This is a genomic window from Nocardioides ungokensis (assembly GCF_013466985.1).
GTDB classification, from domain to species: domain Bacteria; phylum Actinomycetota; class Actinomycetes; order Propionibacteriales; family Nocardioidaceae; genus Nocardioides; species Nocardioides ungokensis.
The window spans coordinates 4,081,166-4,098,200 of record NZ_CP059164.1 but is presented as its reverse complement, the minus strand read 5'-3'; the positions used below and the strand labels follow the sequence as shown (position 1 = coordinate 4,098,200).

19 protein-coding genes and 2 pseudogenes are annotated in these 17,035 nt (G+C 70.3%); 14 read left to right on the top strand and 7 right to left on the bottom strand.

Annotated features, from left to right (window positions below; all coding sequences use genetic code 11):
* Nucleotides 1-15: 15 nt before the first annotated feature.
* The gene (cysC, locus tag H0S67_RS20300; RefSeq protein ID WP_246354919.1) at nucleotides 16-1,941 is read right to left on the bottom strand and encodes an adenylyl-sulfate kinase; all 1,926 of its coding nucleotides are present in this window, start codon (nucleotides 1,939-1,941) and stop codon (nucleotides 16-18) included.
* A 41-nt stretch (nucleotides 1,942-1,982) separates the two neighbouring features.
* Here cysC and H0S67_RS20295 point away from each other — a divergent pair, with 41 nt between their 5' ends.
* The 5 genes from H0S67_RS20295 to H0S67_RS20275 all read left to right on the top strand — a co-directional run bounded on the left by H0S67_RS20295 (nucleotide 1,983) and on the right by H0S67_RS20275 (nucleotide 5,055).
* Entirely contained in the window at nucleotides 1,983-2,957 is a 975-nt protein-coding gene (locus tag H0S67_RS20295) for an asparaginase (protein ID WP_180934503.1), read from the top strand.
* Between the two features lie 25 nt (nucleotides 2,958-2,982).
* Complete coding sequence (locus H0S67_RS20290; protein WP_180934502.1) at nucleotides 2,983-3,216, top strand: hypothetical protein; 234 nt, start codon at nucleotides 2,983-2,985, stop codon at nucleotides 3,214-3,216.
* Between the two features lie 245 nt (nucleotides 3,217-3,461).
* On the top strand, nucleotides 3,462-3,866 hold the full coding sequence (locus H0S67_RS20285) for a helix-turn-helix domain-containing protein (protein WP_180934500.1): 405 nt from the start codon (nucleotides 3,462-3,464) through the stop codon (nucleotides 3,864-3,866).
* A gap of 55 nt (nucleotides 3,867-3,921) precedes the next feature.
* A complete protein-coding gene (locus H0S67_RS20280) occupies nucleotides 3,922-4,584 on the top strand; it encodes a hypothetical protein (RefSeq protein ID WP_180934499.1) in 663 nt (220 codons plus the stop codon).
* A 177-nt stretch (nucleotides 4,585-4,761) separates the two neighbouring features.
* Nucleotides 4,762-5,055: a DUF2516 family protein gene (locus H0S67_RS20275; RefSeq protein ID WP_246355419.1), complete on the top strand. Its 294-nt coding sequence runs from the start codon at nucleotides 4,762-4,764 to the stop codon at nucleotides 5,053-5,055.
* Here H0S67_RS20275 and H0S67_RS20270 read toward each other — a convergent pair.
* Nucleotides 4,985-6,421, bottom strand: coding sequence for a tyrosine-protein kinase domain-containing protein (locus H0S67_RS20270; protein WP_180934497.1), 1,437 nt, complete (start codon nucleotides 6,419-6,421; stop codon nucleotides 4,985-4,987). The two genes, H0S67_RS20275 and H0S67_RS20270, sit on opposite strands and share 71 nt — an antisense overlap.
* Nucleotides 6,422-6,587: 166 nt before the next feature.
* Here H0S67_RS20270 and H0S67_RS20265 point away from each other — a divergent pair, with 166 nt between their 5' ends.
* Nucleotides 6,588-6,950: a phosphomannose isomerase type II C-terminal cupin domain gene (locus tag H0S67_RS20265; protein WP_180934496.1), complete on the top strand. Its 363-nt coding sequence runs from the start codon at nucleotides 6,588-6,590 to the stop codon at nucleotides 6,948-6,950.
* A 16-nt stretch (nucleotides 6,951-6,966) separates the two neighbouring features.
* Here the strand turns inward: H0S67_RS20265 and rfbB are convergent, their stop codons facing one another.
* On the bottom strand, nucleotides 6,967-7,965 hold the full coding sequence (gene rfbB, locus H0S67_RS20260; protein ID WP_180934495.1) for a dTDP-glucose 4,6-dehydratase: 999 nt from the start codon (nucleotides 7,963-7,965) through the stop codon (nucleotides 6,967-6,969).
* Between the two features lie 86 nt (nucleotides 7,966-8,051).
* Here rfbB and rfbA point away from each other — a divergent pair, with 86 nt between their 5' ends.
* Both rfbA and H0S67_RS28480 read left to right on the top strand, forming a co-directional pair.
* A complete protein-coding gene (gene rfbA, locus H0S67_RS20255) occupies nucleotides 8,052-8,738 on the top strand; it encodes a glucose-1-phosphate thymidylyltransferase RfbA (protein ID WP_425489839.1) in 687 nt (228 codons plus the stop codon).
* Between the two features lie 67 nt (nucleotides 8,739-8,805).
* The gene (locus H0S67_RS28480) at nucleotides 8,806-8,943 is read left to right on the top strand and encodes a hypothetical protein (protein ID WP_425489838.1); all 138 of its coding nucleotides are present in this window, start codon (nucleotides 8,806-8,808) and stop codon (nucleotides 8,941-8,943) included.
* A gap of 4 nt (nucleotides 8,944-8,947) precedes the next feature.
* Here the strand turns inward: H0S67_RS28480 and H0S67_RS26980 are convergent.
* Nucleotides 8,948-9,291 (bottom strand): annotated as a pseudogene (locus H0S67_RS26980) (sugar transferase).
* On the bottom strand, nucleotides 9,288-10,274 hold the full coding sequence (locus H0S67_RS26975; RefSeq protein WP_219635364.1) for a sugar transferase: 987 nt from the start codon (nucleotides 10,272-10,274) through the stop codon (nucleotides 9,288-9,290). The pseudogene H0S67_RS26980 and the gene H0S67_RS26975 overlap by 4 nt, the downstream one beginning before the upstream one ends.
* Nucleotides 10,275-11,736: 1,462 nt before the next feature.
* Between H0S67_RS26975 and H0S67_RS20240 the strand changes: the two genes are divergently transcribed.
* Nucleotides 11,737-11,928: a hypothetical protein gene (locus tag H0S67_RS20240; protein WP_180934494.1), complete on the top strand. Its 192-nt coding sequence runs from the start codon at nucleotides 11,737-11,739 to the stop codon at nucleotides 11,926-11,928.
* A gap of 31 nt (nucleotides 11,929-11,959) precedes the next feature.
* Here H0S67_RS20240 and H0S67_RS20235 read toward each other — a convergent pair whose 3' ends face one another.
* Complete coding sequence (locus tag H0S67_RS20235; RefSeq protein WP_180934493.1) at nucleotides 11,960-12,133, bottom strand: hypothetical protein; 174 nt, start codon at nucleotides 12,131-12,133, stop codon at nucleotides 11,960-11,962.
* A 66-nt stretch (nucleotides 12,134-12,199) separates the two neighbouring features.
* Between H0S67_RS20235 and H0S67_RS27600 the strand changes: the two are divergent.
* From H0S67_RS27600 to H0S67_RS20225, 3 genes and pseudogenes are all read left to right on the top strand, one after another.
* Nucleotides 12,200-12,379, top strand: a pseudogene (locus tag H0S67_RS27600) (hypothetical protein); the annotation flags it as partial.
* A gap of 29 nt (nucleotides 12,380-12,408) precedes the next feature.
* The gene (gene galE, locus H0S67_RS20230) at nucleotides 12,409-13,317 is read left to right on the top strand and encodes a UDP-glucose 4-epimerase GalE (RefSeq protein WP_343050518.1); all 909 of its coding nucleotides are present in this window, start codon (nucleotides 12,409-12,411) and stop codon (nucleotides 13,315-13,317) included.
* A complete protein-coding gene (locus H0S67_RS20225) occupies nucleotides 13,314-13,532 on the top strand; it encodes a hypothetical protein (RefSeq protein WP_180934492.1) in 219 nt (72 codons plus the stop codon). Before galE ends, H0S67_RS20225 begins: the two co-directional genes overlap by 4 nt.
* Nucleotides 13,533-14,267: 735 nt before the next feature.
* Here the strand turns inward: H0S67_RS20225 and H0S67_RS20215 are convergent.
* Nucleotides 14,268-14,705 (bottom strand): endonuclease domain-containing protein, encoded by a 438-nt coding sequence (locus tag H0S67_RS20215; RefSeq protein WP_180934491.1) that lies wholly within the window; start codon nucleotides 14,703-14,705, stop codon nucleotides 14,268-14,270.
* Nucleotides 14,706-15,302: 597 nt separating this feature from the next.
* Here H0S67_RS20215 and H0S67_RS20210 point away from each other — a divergent pair.
* Both H0S67_RS20210 and npdG read left to right on the top strand, forming a co-directional pair.
* Nucleotides 15,303-16,205, top strand: coding sequence for an alpha/beta hydrolase (locus H0S67_RS20210; protein ID WP_180934490.1), 903 nt, complete (start codon nucleotides 15,303-15,305; stop codon nucleotides 16,203-16,205).
* Between the two features lie 155 nt (nucleotides 16,206-16,360).
* Entirely contained in the window at nucleotides 16,361-17,035 is a 675-nt protein-coding gene (npdG, locus tag H0S67_RS20205; protein ID WP_246354917.1) for an NADPH-dependent F420 reductase, read from the top strand.

Here is a 17,035-nt window from a genome sequence, read left to right as displayed (position 1 = left end):
GGAGAGACCTTACTTCTATCCAAGTAGTGCAGTTAAAACGGCACGCAGTCGGTCCTCCAGCAGCCGGGCGCTGGCCTCGGCCGCCTCGGGACCCCGGCCGTACGGATCAGGGATGTCGAGCGAGCGGTCGGCGGTGCCGCGGTGCTCGCCGATGACGGTGAGCAGGGAGCGCCCGGTGAGCCCGTCGGGAGCAGTCTTCACCGCCTCGGCGAACTGGCCCAGGGTGAAGACCTTGCGGAAGGCCGCCGGGTGGTCGTCGAGGATGAAGGAGCGGTGCGCGGTCTCGGCGGTGAGGACCAGGTCGGCCCCCTCGACCATGTCCGCGGTGAGCGGGCGGCTGCGGAAGCCGTCGGCGGAGACCCCGAGCGGGGCCAGCGTCGCGGCCATCACCGGGTCCATCGCGCTGTCGCGGAAGCCGTGGGTGCCCGCGCTGGCGAACTGCAGGTCGTCGAGCTCACCGACGAGGTGGCGCGAGACCAGCTCCATGTAGGGGGAGCGGCAGATGTTGGCGGTGCACACGAAGAGGATGTTGAGGTGGGTGTTGTCGGAGCTGGCTTCGGGTTCCGGGGTTTCGAGGCTCGCTGACGCTCGCACCTCAACCGCCGGGGATGTGCCGGAGCCCTTGACCGCCGGAGCTCCGGCTGCACCCTTGAGCTCCGGATCAGTCGGAGAGGTGGGTTCTTCCTGCGTGAGGTCGAGGTATCCCTCGTCGCGCAGGGCGACCAGGACGTCGGCGAGGGCGTCCTCGATGGTGCGGCCGGTCGTGTCGACGCGGACGTCGGCGTCCTCGGGCTCCTCGTAGGGCGAGGAGATGCCGGTGAACTCGGGGATCTCGCCGCGGCGGGCCTTGGCGTAGAGGCCCTTGCGGTCGCGACGCTCGCACTCCTCCAACGGAGTGGCCACGTGGACGAGGAAGAAGGCGCCGCCGGCCTCGTCGACCATGGCCCGGACCTGCTGCCGGGTCTCGTCGAACGGCGCGATCGGGCTGCAGACCGCCACGCCGCCGTGGCGGGAGATCTCCGCGGCGACCCACCCGATCCGGCGGATGTTGGTCTCGCGGTCCTCCTTGGAGAAGGTCAGGCCGGCGGAGAGGTGGCGGCGTACGACGTCGCCGTCGAGCGTGGTGACCGTGCGGACGCCGTGCTCGAGGAGGCGGTCCATCAGCGCGCGGGCCAGCGTGGACTTGCCGCTGCCGGAGAGGCCGGTGAAGAAAAGGACCAGGCCCTGGCGGTCGGCTGGAGGCTGGTCGAAGTCGACGATCTCGGCGATGTCGGCGGGGTAGAGGTCGCTGGTCGCTCCCGGGGTTTCGAGGCTCGCTGACGCTCGCACCTCAACCACCGGGGTGGAGGGGAGGCCCATGACCGGGTTGGTGCCGGCGTAGTTGGTGGCGACCCGCAGGCCGAGGGCGTGGTCCACCTCGGCGTCGCCGTGGGCGGCCAGCGGGACGGCCACAACGGCGGCGTCCGGCAGGTGGCCGGCGGCGGCCAGGGTGGCCCGGAGCAGGGCGACGGGGGTGAGGTCGGGCGTGCCGGACCCGACCAGTGCCAGCAGCACCAGCGGCCCGGCGGTGGCCAGCCCGTCGAGCTGGGCCCGGGTGAGGGCGTCGGTGACGGGGACGAAGGTGCGCCCGGCGTACCGCTCCTGCGACTCCACCGGCGTCAGGTAGTGGCTGCGGAACGGCCCGAACTGGGCGTGCGTGAGCGGCTCGACGGCGCCGCCGGGGACCGTCACCCGGGCCAGCGGCAGCCCCTCGGGGTCGACCAGCTCGACAGCCCCGGCGGCGGCCGCACGCTCCGCCACGTCGGTGGGGAGGTCGAGGGTGACCGGGCTCCCGGGCTCGTTGAAGGCGCTGATCGGCGCGAACGCGCCGCTGGTCAGCAGCTCGAGGTCGTCGAGCTCGCGGGGGAGAGGGCAGTGCTGGGGCGCGGGCGGGGTCGACACGGGCGTCATCCTCTCACCCGGCGGTGGCTACTCTGCGGGCCATGTCTTCTCCTGTGCTCTCCCGCCCTGTCGTCGTGGCCGAGATCGTGCGTTCCGGGTTCGTCGAGGGGCACCACTACGGGTCGGTCGTCGCGCTGGGCCGCGACGGGACCCCCGAGTGGGGCGTCGGGGAGACCGAGGCGCCGATGCTTCCGCGCTCGTGCAACAAGCCCGTCCAGGCGCTGGCCATGGTCCGGCTCGGCCTCGACCTGACTCCGGAGCTGCTGGCGCTCGCCTGCGCCTCGCACTCGGGTGAGGACTTCCACGTGGCCGGCGCCCGCAAGATCCTCGGGACGGTCGGGCTCGACGAGAGCGCGCTGCAGACCCCGCCGGACTACCCGCTCGACGACGCCACGCGCGACGAGCTAATCCGGGCCGGCGGGCAGCGCTCGCCGATCCTGATGAACTGCTCGGGCAAGCACTCCGCGATGCTGGCCACCTGCGTCATCAACGGCTGGGACACCGCGACCTACCGCGACCCCGACCACCCGCTGCAGCGAGCGATCACGGCGACCTTCGCGGAGCTCACCGGCGAGCCGGTGACCGCGGTCGCGATCGACGGCTGCGGGGCGCCGCTGCTGTCGACCTCGCTGGTGGGGCTGGCCCGCGCCTTCCGGGCGCTCGCCATCGCCGAGGACGGGCCGGAGCGTCTGGTGGCCGACGCGATCCGCCAGCACCCGGCGTACGTCTCAGGCTCAACGCGCGACGAGCGGACGTTGCTCACCGCGATCCCCGGCGCCATCGGGAAAGCGGGCGCGGAGTCCTGCTATGCGGTCGCGCTGCCCGACGGGCGGGCCTGGGCCCTGAAGACCGACGACGGCGCGGCGCGGGTCCGGCCGGTGCTGATGGCCGAGGCGCTCCGGCGCAGCGGGGTGCTGGACGAGCCGGGCGTCGACGCCGCGGCGGTGCGACGCACCGGTGTGGTGGAGCTGCTCGGCGGGGGCAAGCGCGTCGGCGACATCCGCGCGTGCTTCTGATGCAACCCCTGCTGAGCGGGACCTGATGCTCGCCGGCTTGGTGCTCGTGCTTCTCGTCGTGAGCGCCTGCCTGGCGGGTTTCGTCGGGCGGCCGGCGGTGCCCGTCCTCGTGGTCGCGTCGGTGCTGTGGCTGGTGGTCAACGGGCCGATGGAGGGCGACGTGCTCATCCACTTCACGCGCGACCACGGGCTGACCAGTGCCGACCTCGCGGGGCTGGCGGGGCTGGGGATGGCCGTGTGGCTGTGGCGGCAGACGTAGCGCGCGCTCGGGTTCCGGGGTTTCGAGGCTCGCTGACGCTCGCACCTCAACCGCCGGGTGCGCTCGCACACTATGAGACGGCGCCGGCGCGCCTCCTCAGCGCATCGCCTCAACCGCGGTAGCGGCCTTGTTAGCGGGCGGTCTGCTGAGATTCTCCTTATTTTCTTGGGCTCTTCACGCTCGGTGTGACTCGCTTCACCGCTGGGGAGTTTGCATTTGCTAACTCTTGCTAGCAGTGTGGAGTCATGGCCAAGGGAAAGGTCGGGAAGACCGTCGAGTCACTCGGTGACTACCTGAAGGAGCAGCGCATCGCAGCGCGTCTCTCCCTCCGGCAGCTCGCCGAGCAGGCCGGTGTGTCCAACCCCTACCTCAGCCAGATCGAGCGTGGTCTGCGCAAGCCCTCGGCCGACGTGCTGCAGCAGATCGCCAAGGCGCTGCGGATTTCCGCGGAGCAGCTCTACATCCGCGCCGGGATCCTCAACCCCGAGGACGGCGTCGGTGGCTCGGTCGAGCTGGCCGTGCTCAGCGACACCGGCCTGACGGAGCGTCAGAAGCAGTCGCTGCTGGACGTCTACGCATCGTTCCTGGCGCTCAACGCCGCCAGGCCCGTGAGCGACATCAGCAAGCCGGACGACATCCCGGAGAGCTGAACCCACGAGGTTCGGCGCCCGGGCCGGACCGACAACCACGAAGGAAGTGAAGGACATGGCCAAGACCAAGTTCGACATCAAGAATGAGGCCACCCGCCCGCTGTACGCCGGCGTGGGCGTCACCGACCTCGCCGTGGAGTACGTCCGCGGCTACGTCACCGAGGTGCAGACCCGCGTCGCCGGCGTGCAGAAGACCGTCACCGACATCGACCTGCAGCCGCAGAACCTGCGCGACCAGGCCGTCACCGTCGTCAGCTCGCGCGTCGAGGCGCTCTCCAAGGACGCCAAGGCCCGCCGTGCGGCCATCGAAGCCCGCGTCGCCGAGCTCCAGGCCGAGGCCAAGGAGCTGCCGGCCAAGGTGCAGGCGCTCGTGAACGAGAACGTCTCCACCGTGACCAGCGCCTACGGCGACCTCGCCAAGCGCGGCGAGACCCTCGTCGGCCGGATCCGCGGCCAGGAGTCGGTCAAGGCCACGAAGTCGGCCGCCAAGACCACCACGGCCAAGGCGAAGACGACCAAGACCCAGGCCGCCAAGACCACCAAGTCGGCTGCGAAGAAGACCACCTCCGGCGCGAAGTCGACGGCCAAGAAGGCCTCGACCACGGCCAAGAAGTCGCCGGCCGCCCCCAGCGCCAAGGCGACCGCCACCGCCGCCAAGACCACGGCCTCCAACGCGACCACCGCCGCGACCGAGGCCGCCGAGAAGATCGGCGACTGAAGAGCAGAGCCTGATGAGGGACAGCTGAGTCTGTTCTGACCTGTGGAGCCCCCGGTGCCTTCGGTGCCGGGGGCTTCGTGGTGCTTGGTCTCGAAACGCCCGCTCGTTCCTCGCGGGCTACTCGACCAGCGGGAGGCGGTCGCCGCGTGCCCCGGGAGCACCTAGGCTGGGGGTGTGATGAACGTGTTCGCGATCGAGGGAATCTTCTCGCTGCTGGTGGAGGTGGTCCTCCTGGGCGTCAAGATCTATGCGTTCGTCAACTGCCTGATGTTCTCCAAGGAGCACTACACGGCGGCCGGCAAGATGACCAAGCCCGCCTGGTCGATCATCCTGGGGCTCGGGCTGGTCCTTCAGGTGCTCATGGTCGCCAGCTCGCCGATCAACCTGATCAACCTGGCGTTCACGATTGCCGCTTTTGTCTACCTTGCCGATGTGCGTCCCGCGCTGGCTTCTTTGACGCGGCGTCGCTGACCCGCGGCTCGTATCCGCCATACCCGTAGCCGTACCCGTAGCCGTAGGAACGGCCGGTGCGCCGCGACGGGGCCAGGTTGATCACCACGCCGATCGGCTTGGCGTCCACGGCCTCGATCCGCTCGATCGCATGCTTGAGCTGGTCGCGGGTGGTCTTGCCGTGGCGGACCACCACCAGGGCGCCGTCGGCCTGTGCGGCCAGCAGGGCCGCGTCGGTCACCGGCAGCAGCGGCGGGGCGTCGAGGATGACGATGTCGAACTGGTCGCGCAGCTCGCCGAGCAGCTTCTCCATCGCGTGGGACTGCAGGAGCTCCGACGGGTTGGGCGGGATCGGGCCGCTGGTGAGCACCTGTAGGCCGGTCTCGTCGTAGGGCTGCAGGGCGTCGTTGAGCTGCACCTTGCCGATCAGGACGCTGGTGGTGCCGACCCCGTCGTCCAGGTTCAGGCGCTGGGCGATGAGCGGCCGGCGCAGGTCGCACTCGACCAGGACGACCCGCTGCTTGGCGAGCGCGAGCGTGATGGCGAGGTTGACCGCTGTGGTCGACTTGCCCTCTCCGGGCAGCGAGCTCGAGACCACGAAGACGCGCTGGTCCTGGTCGACCTCGACGTACTGCATGTTGGTGCGCAGCACCCGGAAGGCCTCGGCCCAGGGGGTGACGTCGCTGAGGACCTCGGCGGGCGATTTCTTCGCTGCGGAGGCGTCCACGCCGATGTGGCCGAGGATCGGGACCGTCGTCACCTCTGCAATGTCTTCCGCTGTGGAGACCGATGTGTCCATCAGCTCGCGGAGCACCGCGAGGCCGACGCCGAGCAGAAGTCCCAGCACGAAGGCCAGGCCGAGGTTGCGCACTGGCTGCGGGCTCACCGGGACGTCGGCGACCTGGGCGTTGTCGACAATGGAGGCCTTGACCAACGGCGCCTTCTTGCCGTTGGGCGTCTCCAGGGTGCCGACCAGAATCTTGAGCTGCTGAGCGTAGGACTGGGCGATATCGCGAGCCGTCACCGCGTCCGCATCCGTGGCGGTGATCTGGAGGATGACCGTGTCGGGGTCGACGGTGGCGGTGACCTCATCTCTCAGGGTGTCTGGGTCGATGGTGCCGCCCAGATCGTCGGCCACGCGCTGGGCCAAGGGGCGGTCCTTGACCAGCGAGGCGTAGGACGCGATCCGTTGGGTGGCGAACAGGTTGCCCTGGTAAGCCTGGGTCGAGTCGGACGGGCTCGTGGACACGAAGATCCGCGTCGACGAGGAGTAGAGCGGCGTGGTCTGCCAGGTGATGACCGAGGCGACGGCAAGCGTGGCCGCAACACAGAGGACCACGACCTTCCAGCGTCGACGGAGTGTGCGCCAGTAGTCCTTCAGTTCCACGTCTGTCCCGTCTCATTCGCGGTCAAGTGCCCCATGCGCACCGCGGCGCGCGCCCACTCTATCCGCCGGAGTGCTTCACCAATCTGGTGGAGTCGGCTGGCGGTCCCGACTGGCTACCCTTGGGCTGCAACGTGCGAGAGTCGCGCGCCTTGATCTGGGGGAGCTCATGACACAGGACTTCGAGGTCCGGCCCTGGGGCACCTGGCAGGTGCTCGACTCCGGCGACGGTTGGAAGGTCAAGCGGATCGAGGTCCGGCCGGGGCACCGGCTGTCCTACCAGACCCACGAGTTCCGCGAGGAGCACTGGTTCGTCGTGTCCGGCACGGCGACCTGCCTCATCGACGAGGTCACGGTCGTGGCCGGCCCGGGCGAGCTCGTGGCGGTGCCGATCGGCGCGGCGCACCGCATCGCCAACGCGCACGACGACGAGCTCGTGATCATCGAGGTGCAGCGCGGCAGCTACACCGGCGAGGACGACATCGTCCGCCTCGCCGACGACTACGGGCGTTCCGAAGCGCTCAGGCCCTGATCCCGGCCCGGGCGGGTCACTGGCCGAGCGCCGCGTAGGCCGCCTCGGTCTGCTCCTTCGCCGGGCGCCACCAGTCCTCGTGCTCCTGGTACCACCCGATGGTCGCAGCCAGCCCGGCCTCGAAGTCGTCGTACGCCGGCTTCCAGCCGAGCTCGGTGCGCAGCTTGGTCGAGTCGATCGCGTAGCGCAGGTCGTGGCCGGCGCGGTCGGTCACGTGGTCGAAGTCGTCAGCGGCGCGCCCGAAGTGGCGCAGGATCAGCTGGACGACCTCGAGGTTGTTGCGCTCGCCGTCGGCGCCGATCAGGTAGGTCTCGCCGATCCGGCCCCGCTCGAGGATGGTGAGGACCGCCGAGGAGTGGTCCTCGGTGTGGATCCAGTCGCGCACGTTGAGGCCGGCCCCGTAGAGCTTGGGCCGATCGCCGGCGATGACGTTGGTGATCTGGCGCGGGATGAACTTCTCCACGTGCTGCCAGGGCCCGTAGTTGTTGGAGCAGTTCGAGATCGTGGCCTGCACGCCGAAGCTGCGCACCCAGGCGCGCACCAGGTGGTCCGAACCCGCCTTGGAGGCGGAATAGGGGCTGCTGGGCTGGTAGGGGGTGGCCTCGGTGAAGCGGGCCGGGTCGTCGAGCTCGAGGTCGCCGTAGACCTCGTCGGTGGAGACGTGGTGCAGCCGCACCCCGGCCTTGCGCACGGCCTCGAGGATGGTGAAGGTGCCGACCAGGTTGGTCTGCACGAACGGCGCGGGGTCGTTCAGCGAGTTGTCGTTGTGGGACTCGGCGGCGAAGTGCACGACGGCGTCGTGCTCGGCGACCAGCGGCTCGACCACCGCGGCGTCGGCGATGTCGCCGACCACCAGCTCGACCCGGTCGGAGGGGAGCGGCTCGATGGCCGCCGGACTCGCGGCGTAGGTCAGCTTGTCGAGCACGGTGACGCGAGCGTCGGTGTGCGCGACCAGATGGTGCACGAAGTTCGAGCCGATGAAGCCGGCACCGCCGGTGACAAGGATGCGTTCCACGCTGGCGAGTCTAGAAGGGTCGCCGTGCCCGGTCGCGGGTGCGGGGGAGATGCCGGCGTCCCCGGGGATCTGTCAGGATCACCGGCATGCGCGGGATCATCCTGGCCGGTGGCACCGGCTCACGGCTCCACCCGATCACCCGGGGCATCAGCAAGCAGCTGGTGCCCATCTACGACAAGCCGATGATCTACTACCCGCTGTCCACGCTCATGCTGGCCGGGATCCGGGACATCCTGGTGATCACGACGCCCCACGAGCAGGAGCAGTTCCGGCGGCTGCTGGGCGACGGGTCGCAGTTCGGCATCTCCATCACCTACGCCGCGCAGCCGCGCCCGGAGGGCCTGGCGCAGGCGTTCGTGATCGGCGAGGAGCACATCGACGGGGACCGCTGCGCCCTGATCCTCGGCGACAACATCTTCTACGGCGGCGGGCTCGGCATCGCGCTGCGCCGGTTCACCGAGATCGACGGCGCCGCGGTGTTCGGCTACCGGGTCGCCGACCCCACGGCGTACGGCGTGGTCGAGTTCGACGACTCCGGGAAGGCGCTCTCGCTGGAGGAGAAGCCCGAGCACCCGAAGAGCAGCTTCGCTGTCCCGGGCATCTACTTCTACGGCACCGACGTCGTGGAGCGGGCCAAGAACCTCCAGCCCTCGGCCCGCGGCGAGCTCGAGATCACCGACCTCAACCGCACCTACCTCGACGAGGGCCGGCTCAAGGTCGAGGTGCTGCCGCGCGGGCCGCGTGGCTGGACACCGGGACCTTCGACGACATGAACGACGCCAGCAACTTCGTGCGCACGATCGAGACCGGCAGGACCTGAAGATCGGGGCTCCCGAGGAGGTGGCCTGGCGGCTCGGGTTCATCACCGACGACCAGCTCGTCGAGCAGGCCGAGGCGCTCGACAAGAGCGGGTACGGCGACTACCTGCTGGGGCTGCTCAAGGACCGGAAGGCGCCGAAGCCGGGGCTTGGGCTCTAAGGCGTCAGTAGGCGCCGCGGGAGCCGACGACTGCGCTGAACGTCTTCGCCAGGATCGACACGTCCTGCAGCATCGACCAGTTGTCGACGTAGTAGAGGTCCAGGCGGATCGCCTCCGACCAGGACAGGTCCGAGCGCCCTGAGACCTGCCAGAGGCCCGTCATGCCGGGGCGGACCCGCAGCCGGCGGTGCGCCTCGACGTCGTACGTCGCCACTTCGCGCGGCAGCGGGGACGCGGGCCGACCAGGCTCATGTCGCCGAGGAACACGTTGAACAGCTGGGGCAGCTCGTCGAGCGAGAAACGCCGCAGCCACTTGCCGGGCCCGGTGATGCGCGGGTCGTCCTTCATCTTGAACAGGCCGACCTCATAGCCGTGCTCGGCGTGCAGGCGGGCGAGCAGCGCTCGGCGTCGGTCACCATGGTGCGGAACTTGAAGCAGGGGAACTCGCGTCCGTCCTTGCCGATCCGCGTCTGCTTGAAGAGGATCGGGCCGCCGTCGTGCCGCTTGACCTGCAGGCTGATCACGAGCATCAGCGGTGCGAAGACCAGCAGAAGCAGGGCCGATCCGAGGACGTCGAACAGGCGCTTGCCCCAGCGCGATGCGTCGATGCCGGTCGGCGGGTCGATGTGCATCAGCGGGAGGCCGCCGACGGGGCGGACTCGGATCCGGTCGCTCGAGATGTCGGTGACGCTCGGCGCGACCACGACCTGGACCTCCTGGTGCTCGAGGTCCCAGATCGCCTTGCGCATCTGGTTGCCCGAGCCGAGTGCACCGCTGGCGAAGAAGATGACGTCGGCGCCGGCGTGCCGCGCTATGGAGGTGGCCTCGTCGGTGTTGCCCAGGACGGGGATGCCGGTGCTCGTCTCCTCGCTCAGGTCGACGGTCGGGGTGAGTGCCCCGATCACGTTGTAGCCCAGCCACGGCTCGCGGCGGAGCACGACCGCAATTTCGTCGACGTGAGCCTGGGAACCGGCGATCAGCACGCGCTGCTGCAGGGCTCCGTGGCGACGGGCGCTGTGCAACGCCCGGCGAAGGACCAGACGGCCGATCAGCAGGGCGGGGATGCCGATGACGAAGGCCAGGAAAAAGAAGCCGCGCGAGAGTGAGAAGCGCGCCAAGTAGCAGCCCACGCCGACCAGGCTCGCGGTGACGAGGCTGGCGTTCATGACGCGCTTGTACTCGTCGGTGCCGACCCCGAAGACATTGCGGCGGTAGCCACCGAAGACCGCGATGGCGAGCAGCCAGGCCAGCAGGATGAACGGCCCGGCCATGCCCAGGCTGCCAACGACGTCGGCCGACTTGTCGAACACGTCGAACCGCTCCCGGCCCATCGCCGCGAAGGTCCGACGGCCAGGATGACGACCAGGTCCATCGTCAGCGCGGTGACCGGAAGCGCCCGCAGTGCCCGACTCGGGGTCGCGGCGGTGAGGCTAGGTCGGCCGACCGAGAGGAGGGTCATCGAATGTCCAGTCTTGCTGCCCGGGAACGACGGGGGTGGGGCGATGGGTGTGATGGCTCCGTTGTCATCGAAGCCTCATCCTGTCTCATCGTCACCCCCCGTGACATGCAATCGAGCATTGTTAACCGAGTCAACCAACTGCGACATGTTTTCGTTACGCGGTCGACACGTGAGACGCCCCCAATCCGGCGGTGATGCCGGATTCCTCAGCCCGTTCACGGCTCGATCGAGTCGTGGGGCGGGCTGGAAATGTGGTGATTTCTTTACTGTCGCGTGGTCCGCGTGTGCATCGCCCGTGACCGGGCGGGCGGCACAGTCTAACCATGTTGTGGATCTGGATCGCCCTCGGGGTCGCCGCGTGGTGGGCTGTCCCTGCCGCTCGCGGTGGCCGTGGGGCGCGCGCTGCGCGCGTACCTGCCTGAGCGGTCAGGCACCCCGCGACCGGGCCCGGCGCCGGCGGTGTCGGCGTCGTGGACGCGCGCTCGAAGCGCTCCCAGGCCTCCGGATCCTCCGGGTGGACGCCCTGGCGCTCGCACCAGTCCTCGAACGACGTGGTGAGCCCGGGGCGCGGCGGCTCGTCGGGGTAGAGGAGACAGTCGGTGCCGCCTCGTCCGAAGTTGCTCATCGTCCACACCCCTCTTCTCGACGTCCGCGGGGGCTGACGGATCCCGAGGTCGTCGGAAGCATCGGGCCGGCGGCTCCCCGACTGCAGCCCGACTAGACCGTGCATCGGGATCGGCGACACGTCGGGAAATGTCTGCGGATCCCTTGACGGCCGGTTCGGCGCCGCTAGCATCTCGGGCAGCAAGACGGGGACGCGAGCTGGACGTTCTAGAAGCAGGACCGCCGCACGACGGTCGCCCCCGCTCTCCCGGGCACCGTCATCCCCCGACGACGCGAAAAGGTAGGCCGGTGCCCGAACCCCGCCGCATCCTCACGTCCACTCACCCGTGCCCCCCAGGTCCTCGACGACCTGCTCACCTCTGTGGAGTCCGCGCTGCACCGCGTCGGCGCCGGTCGGGTCTGGATCGACGCCCACTGGGGGCCCGACCTCGCGTGATGGCCGAGCTGTCCGACCCAGCCCCGTCGGTGGCCGGCGTCCCGGATAGCACGCCGGACCGAAGTTCGGCCCCATTTACCCGTTCGACATACCGGCGAGTTAACCTTCTTGCCTTCCGATCTCGGGACCAGCGTCTCGCCTCACCCGTGGGGGTGACCTCGCCGGCTCGTGCTCGTTGCTCCACATGTAGGACCCCCCGCCGCTTGAACCGGAAGGCGAGCTCAGTGCCGCAGACCGCAAGATCCTCACGCTGCACTCCCCGATCGGTGCCGACGTGGTGGACCAGCTGCTCACCTCGATCGAGGACGCCCTGCACCGTGTCGGTGCGACCCGGGTGTGGATCGACCCCCGCTCGACGCACGACCTCACCGTCATGGCCGAGCTGCCCGACGCCGCCGACAGGGCCGACGCCGCCGAGGTCCCCGACCCGCGACTCATCGACGAGTCGGACGCCGTCCGCTCCTGACGTAGGCCCCGCGAGCGGCGCCTGGGCTCCCTCAGGCGCCGGCGAGCTCGTCGTGACGGGCGGCCGACTGGGCGGCCTCGAAGCACTCCCAGGCGCCGAGCGTCTCGGGGTGGACGTTGCGCTCCGCGCACCAGTCCTCGAACGGCGTGGAGAGCGACTCCACTCCACCGTCGTGTCCCGCGGTCTCGAACCGCCACTCGTGCATCCCCCACGATGGCCGGAGCGCCCGCGCCTCGCCAGCGGCGAATGTGCAGAACCCCCGAAATTGGGTATGACGCGCTTGACCACAACACTCCGATCGCCCCGAGATCCGACAGACGGGTCTCATCTGCCCCGCCCGGCCGGGGTTAAACCTCCGGTCCGTGGCGACGTTATGGTGGCCCGCATGAAGGTTCTCGTCACCGGCGGCGCCGGCTACATCGGTTCGACCACGGCCAAGGCTCTCGAGCAGGCCGGCCACACCCCGGTGATCTCGATTCGCTGCTCACCGGGCCGCTCGCCTTCGTCAAGGACCGGATCTTCTACGAGGGCGACATCGCCGACCGTGAGCTGCTGCGCCGGATCGTCGCGGAGCACCCCGACATCGACGCCACCATCCACATGGCCGCGCGGATCGTCGTGCCCGAGTCGGTGGAGAAGCCCTACGAGTACTACCGCGACAACGTCGCGAAGTCGCTGGAGCTCTTCGACGAGCTCGTCGCGCTCGGCAAGCCCCGGGTGCTCTTCTCCTCCTCGGCGTCGCTCTACGCGACCAAGGACGACTTCGAGGTCACCGAGGAGGACGCGCTCGCGCCCGGCTCGCCGTACGCGCGCACCAAGCGGATGATGGAGCAGGTCCTCGAGGACATGGCCGTGGCCACCGGCCTGCGCGCGATCATCCTGCGCTACTTCAACCCGATCGGCTCCGACCCGGACCTGGAGTCCGGGATCTACGCCAAGGAGCCCTCGCACGTCCTGGGCCAGCTGGTGATGGCCGCGCGCGGCATCAAGGACTCCTTCACGATCACCGGCACCGAGCACCCGACCCGCGACGGGACGGGCATCCGCGACTACATCCACGTGTGGGACCTCGCGCGGGCGCACGTGCGCGCGGTCGAGAAGTTCGACGACGTGCTCGCGGCCGCCGACGCCCCCAGCACCGTCATCAACATCGGCACCGGCGACGGTGTGACCGTGCGCGAGCTGATCGACTCCTTCCAGCGGGTCTTCGGCCAGGAGGTGCCGGTCACCGAGGCGCCGCCGCGTCCGGGTGATGCGGTGGGGGCCTACGCCAACGTCGACAAGTCCGCGCGGCTGCTGGACTGGCACACCCAGCTCTCGCTCGACGAGGCGATCGCCTCGGCGCTCGCCTGGGGCGAGAAGCGCCAGGAGATCCTGGGGTACGAATGAGCAGGCGCACGACGGCGACCCTGCTCGCCCTCGTCCTGCTGATCGCCGGCGTGGTCGGCGAGACGGTCTGGTCGCGGAGACGAAACCCGGGTGAGGTCGACCTGACCGCCGGTCGTACGCCGGCCGGGGCGCGCCACCGGTCAGCCGGTCGATGGACCGAACCGCCGACGGCGCCCGGGCCGCGGCCGGCCCGCTGGCCGGGCGCACCATCGTGATCGACCCCGGCCACCAGCTCGGCAACCACAACTACCCGCGCAAGATCAACGGATGGTGCCGGCCGGCGGTTCAAGAAGCCGTGCAACACCACCGGCACCGCCACCAGCGGCGGCTTCCCCGAGGCGACCATGGCCTGGAAGGTGTCGCGGCTGCTGCGCACCCGGCTGCACGACCTCGGCGCCCGGTGATCCTCACCCGCACCAGCAACCCGCCAGGACCGCTGGGGCCCCTGCGTCGACGTCCGTGGCCGGGCCGGCAACCAGGCCAACGCCGACCTGAAGGTCAGCATCCACGGCGACGGCAGCTACACCTCCGGCGCGCACGGCTTCCACGTCATAGCCCCCACCGACCGCAAGCCGTGGACCCACGACATCTACAAGACCTCCCGCCGGCTGGCCTGCGCGAGCGTGCCGCCCTGCGCGGTGCGGGGGTGCGGTCGCCAACTACATCGCCGGCGGCGACGGGCTGGACTTCCGCTCCGACCTCGGCACCCTCAACCTCTCCGACGTCCCGACCGTGATGGTCGAGCTCGGCAACATGCGCGACTCCCGACGCCCACCGGATGACCACCACCACCGGCCGCGCCACCTACGCGCGCGCCCTCGCCTCCGGAGTGCGTCACTACCTGGGCTGATCGGCGTGCCGTCCGCGCCGAACCGAGGGCAGTTCGCTCCTGAAGCTGCTCACTCGAGCGGGGACTGCGCGCAACCGGACTGAACTGCCCTCAGTTCCGCTCACGCCGCCAGGGGTGCGCAGCTTCGCGGGCCGAGCGCGACCAGGTCCATGAGTACGGCGCGCACATAGGCGGGGTCGAACATCACCTCCTTCCAGGTGAACCGGACGACCGTCCAGCCCGCCCTCGCGAAGCCGGTGTAGCGGCGTACGTCGCGGCCGAAGGAGTCACTGTCGGCGTGGAACTCGAAGGACTCCGCCTCGATGACCAGCCGCAGGCGCCGGTCCATCAGGTCGGCACGGCCGATGTCCCCGACCCACTGCTGCGGCTCGACGTGGAGTCCCGGTACGTCGAGCGCGATCGCTCGCAGTGCCGACTCGAACGGGTTCGCCGCGCGGGGGTCGGCCGCGTCGACGACGAGGAGCGCCTTCGTACGGCCGGTGCGGGGTGAGCGCAGGGCTGCCTGCCTCAGCTCGACGGGGTCCAGGCCGGAGCGCAACGCCGAGTCCGCCACCGCGAGGGCGACGTCCCAGCGGGTACGCGCGAGCGCAGTCGACCACCGTCCGCTCCGGCGAGGTGACCCCGTCCACGACCACCGTGGGTGGGAGGTCCGCCCAGTGCACCTCGACACCGTCGGTGTCGAGACCGTGACGTCGACGAGGGACGGTGACCGCGGGTCGGGTCGGCGGCAGCTTCACCTTCCACTGCCAGTGCTGGGCGGCACTCAGGTGGGAGATGACACCACCCAGCCGGGTCGCCGCCGAACGTGCGGCATCGGCTGTCGGGAGCGCGAACCGCGCTCGCCCCAGCTTGATCACCTCGTCGGCTTCCACTGCTGCGTTCAACCGGCGCCTGCTGGTCAGGGCCAGCACTCGCCGGAGGCGGCGATCCCGCCAAGGCGGGTCAGGGCTTCAACTGCATCCAGGGTGTTGGGCTCTTTGGTCATGAGAGCGTTCTTCCCGGGCCGCGCGAGAGAGTCGTTCGTTGTCCACAGGCACGAACCGGGGGCAGCTCGGCACCGCCGACCCCCGTGCCCGTGTGAGTCCAGCGGACGGACCGGCCAACTGCCCTTCGTACCGATCGGTAGGTTCGGCGCATGCCAGTCGACGCACAGATCCAGACCCTGCTCGACGTCGTGAACGCGGCCGAGAAGAAGATGCACGAGGGGACGCCGGAGGAGGCGCGGGCGGCGTTCCGGACCCTGACCGTGGACTTCGTCAAGCCCGAGGACGTCGTACCGGTCGGCTCGGTGGAGGAGCTGACGGTGGCGGGGCGGCCGGCGCGGCTGTACCGACCCGAGGGGGCGGGGGAGACACCGACGCTGGTGTTCTTCCACGGCGGCGGCTACGTCCTCGGCGACCTCGACACCCACGATCCCACCTGCCGCCGGATCTGCGCCGGCGCGGAGACCACGGTGCTGGCGATCGACTACCGGCTGGCGCCCGAGCACCCGTTCCCCGCCGGGGTCGAGGACGCGATCGCCGCGACCCGCTGGGCGGCCGAGCACCTGCACGGCACCCGGCTCGCGGTCGGCGGCGACAGCGCCGGCGGCAACCTCTCCGCGGTCGTCGCCCAGACGCTGCCGGACCTGGTGCAGGCGCAGGTGCTGCTCTACCCGGCGGTGGACAAGTTCGGCGACTACCCCTCCCGCGAGGAGAACGCCGAGGGCTACTTCCTCGACACGCCCACGATGACGTGGTTCCTCCAGCAGTACGTCGGCGGCGTGGCCGACCTCGACCCCGCCGACCCGCGGCTCTCGCCCCTGCTCGGCGACCTGTCCGGCGTGGCCCCGGCCCTGGTGGTGACCGCGGAGTTCGACCCGCTGCGCGACGAGGGCAACGCGTACGCCGCCGAGCTCGAGGCCGCGGGTGTGTCCGTCGACCAGGTCACCTACCCCGGCCTGATCCACGGGTTCATGGAGATGGGGCCGTGGAGCCCTGCTGCGGCGGATGCCGTCGACGACGTGATCGCCCGGATCGGGAAGCTGCTGCGCGCCTGACGTGGACGCGGCGGTCGGTCTCGCCGGGTTTCGAGGCTCGCTGACGCTCGCACCTCAACCAGCGGGTCGCGCTCGCACCTCAACCAGCGGATCGACCCTGCCCGCGGCCCCACTAGCCTGAGCAGGCCGGACCCCCGAGCCCCTAGGAGCACATCGTGACCCTGCCCGACACCCTCGCCGGCCGGACCGTCGCCGTCCTCGGCGGCACCGGACCCCAGGGCCGCGGGCTGGCCCGCAGGTTCGCCGCCGCCGGACTGCCGGTCGTGATCGGCAGCCGCAGCGCCGAGCGCGCCGGCGACACGGCCCGGGAGCTCGCCGGGGCCACCGGCGGCACGGTGACCGGGGCCGACAACGCCGGGGCCGCGGAGGCCGGTGACATCGTGGTCGTCGCGGTGCCGTGGGACGGCCACGGCGAGCTGCTGAAGTCGCTGAGCGGCGAGCTCGCCGGCAAGGTCGTCGTCGACTGCGTGAACCCGCTCGGCTTCGACAAGCAGGGTGCCTACGCGCTCCAGGTCGAGGAGGGCTCGGCGGCCCAGCAGGCCGCGGCACTGCTCCCGGACAGCACCGTGATCGGCGCGTTCCACAACGTGAGCGCGGTCCTGCTCGACGACGCCGAGGTCGACAGCGTCGACACCGACGTGCTCGTCCTCGGTGAGGCCCGCGAGGCCACCGACCTGGTCCAGGCGCTCGCCGAGACGATCCCCGGCGTCCGCGGCGTGTACGCCGGCCGGTTGCGCAACGCCCACCAGATCGAGGCGCTCACCGCCAACCTGATCAGCATCAACCGCCGCTACAAGGCCCACTCCGGCCTGCGGGTCACGGACGTCTGA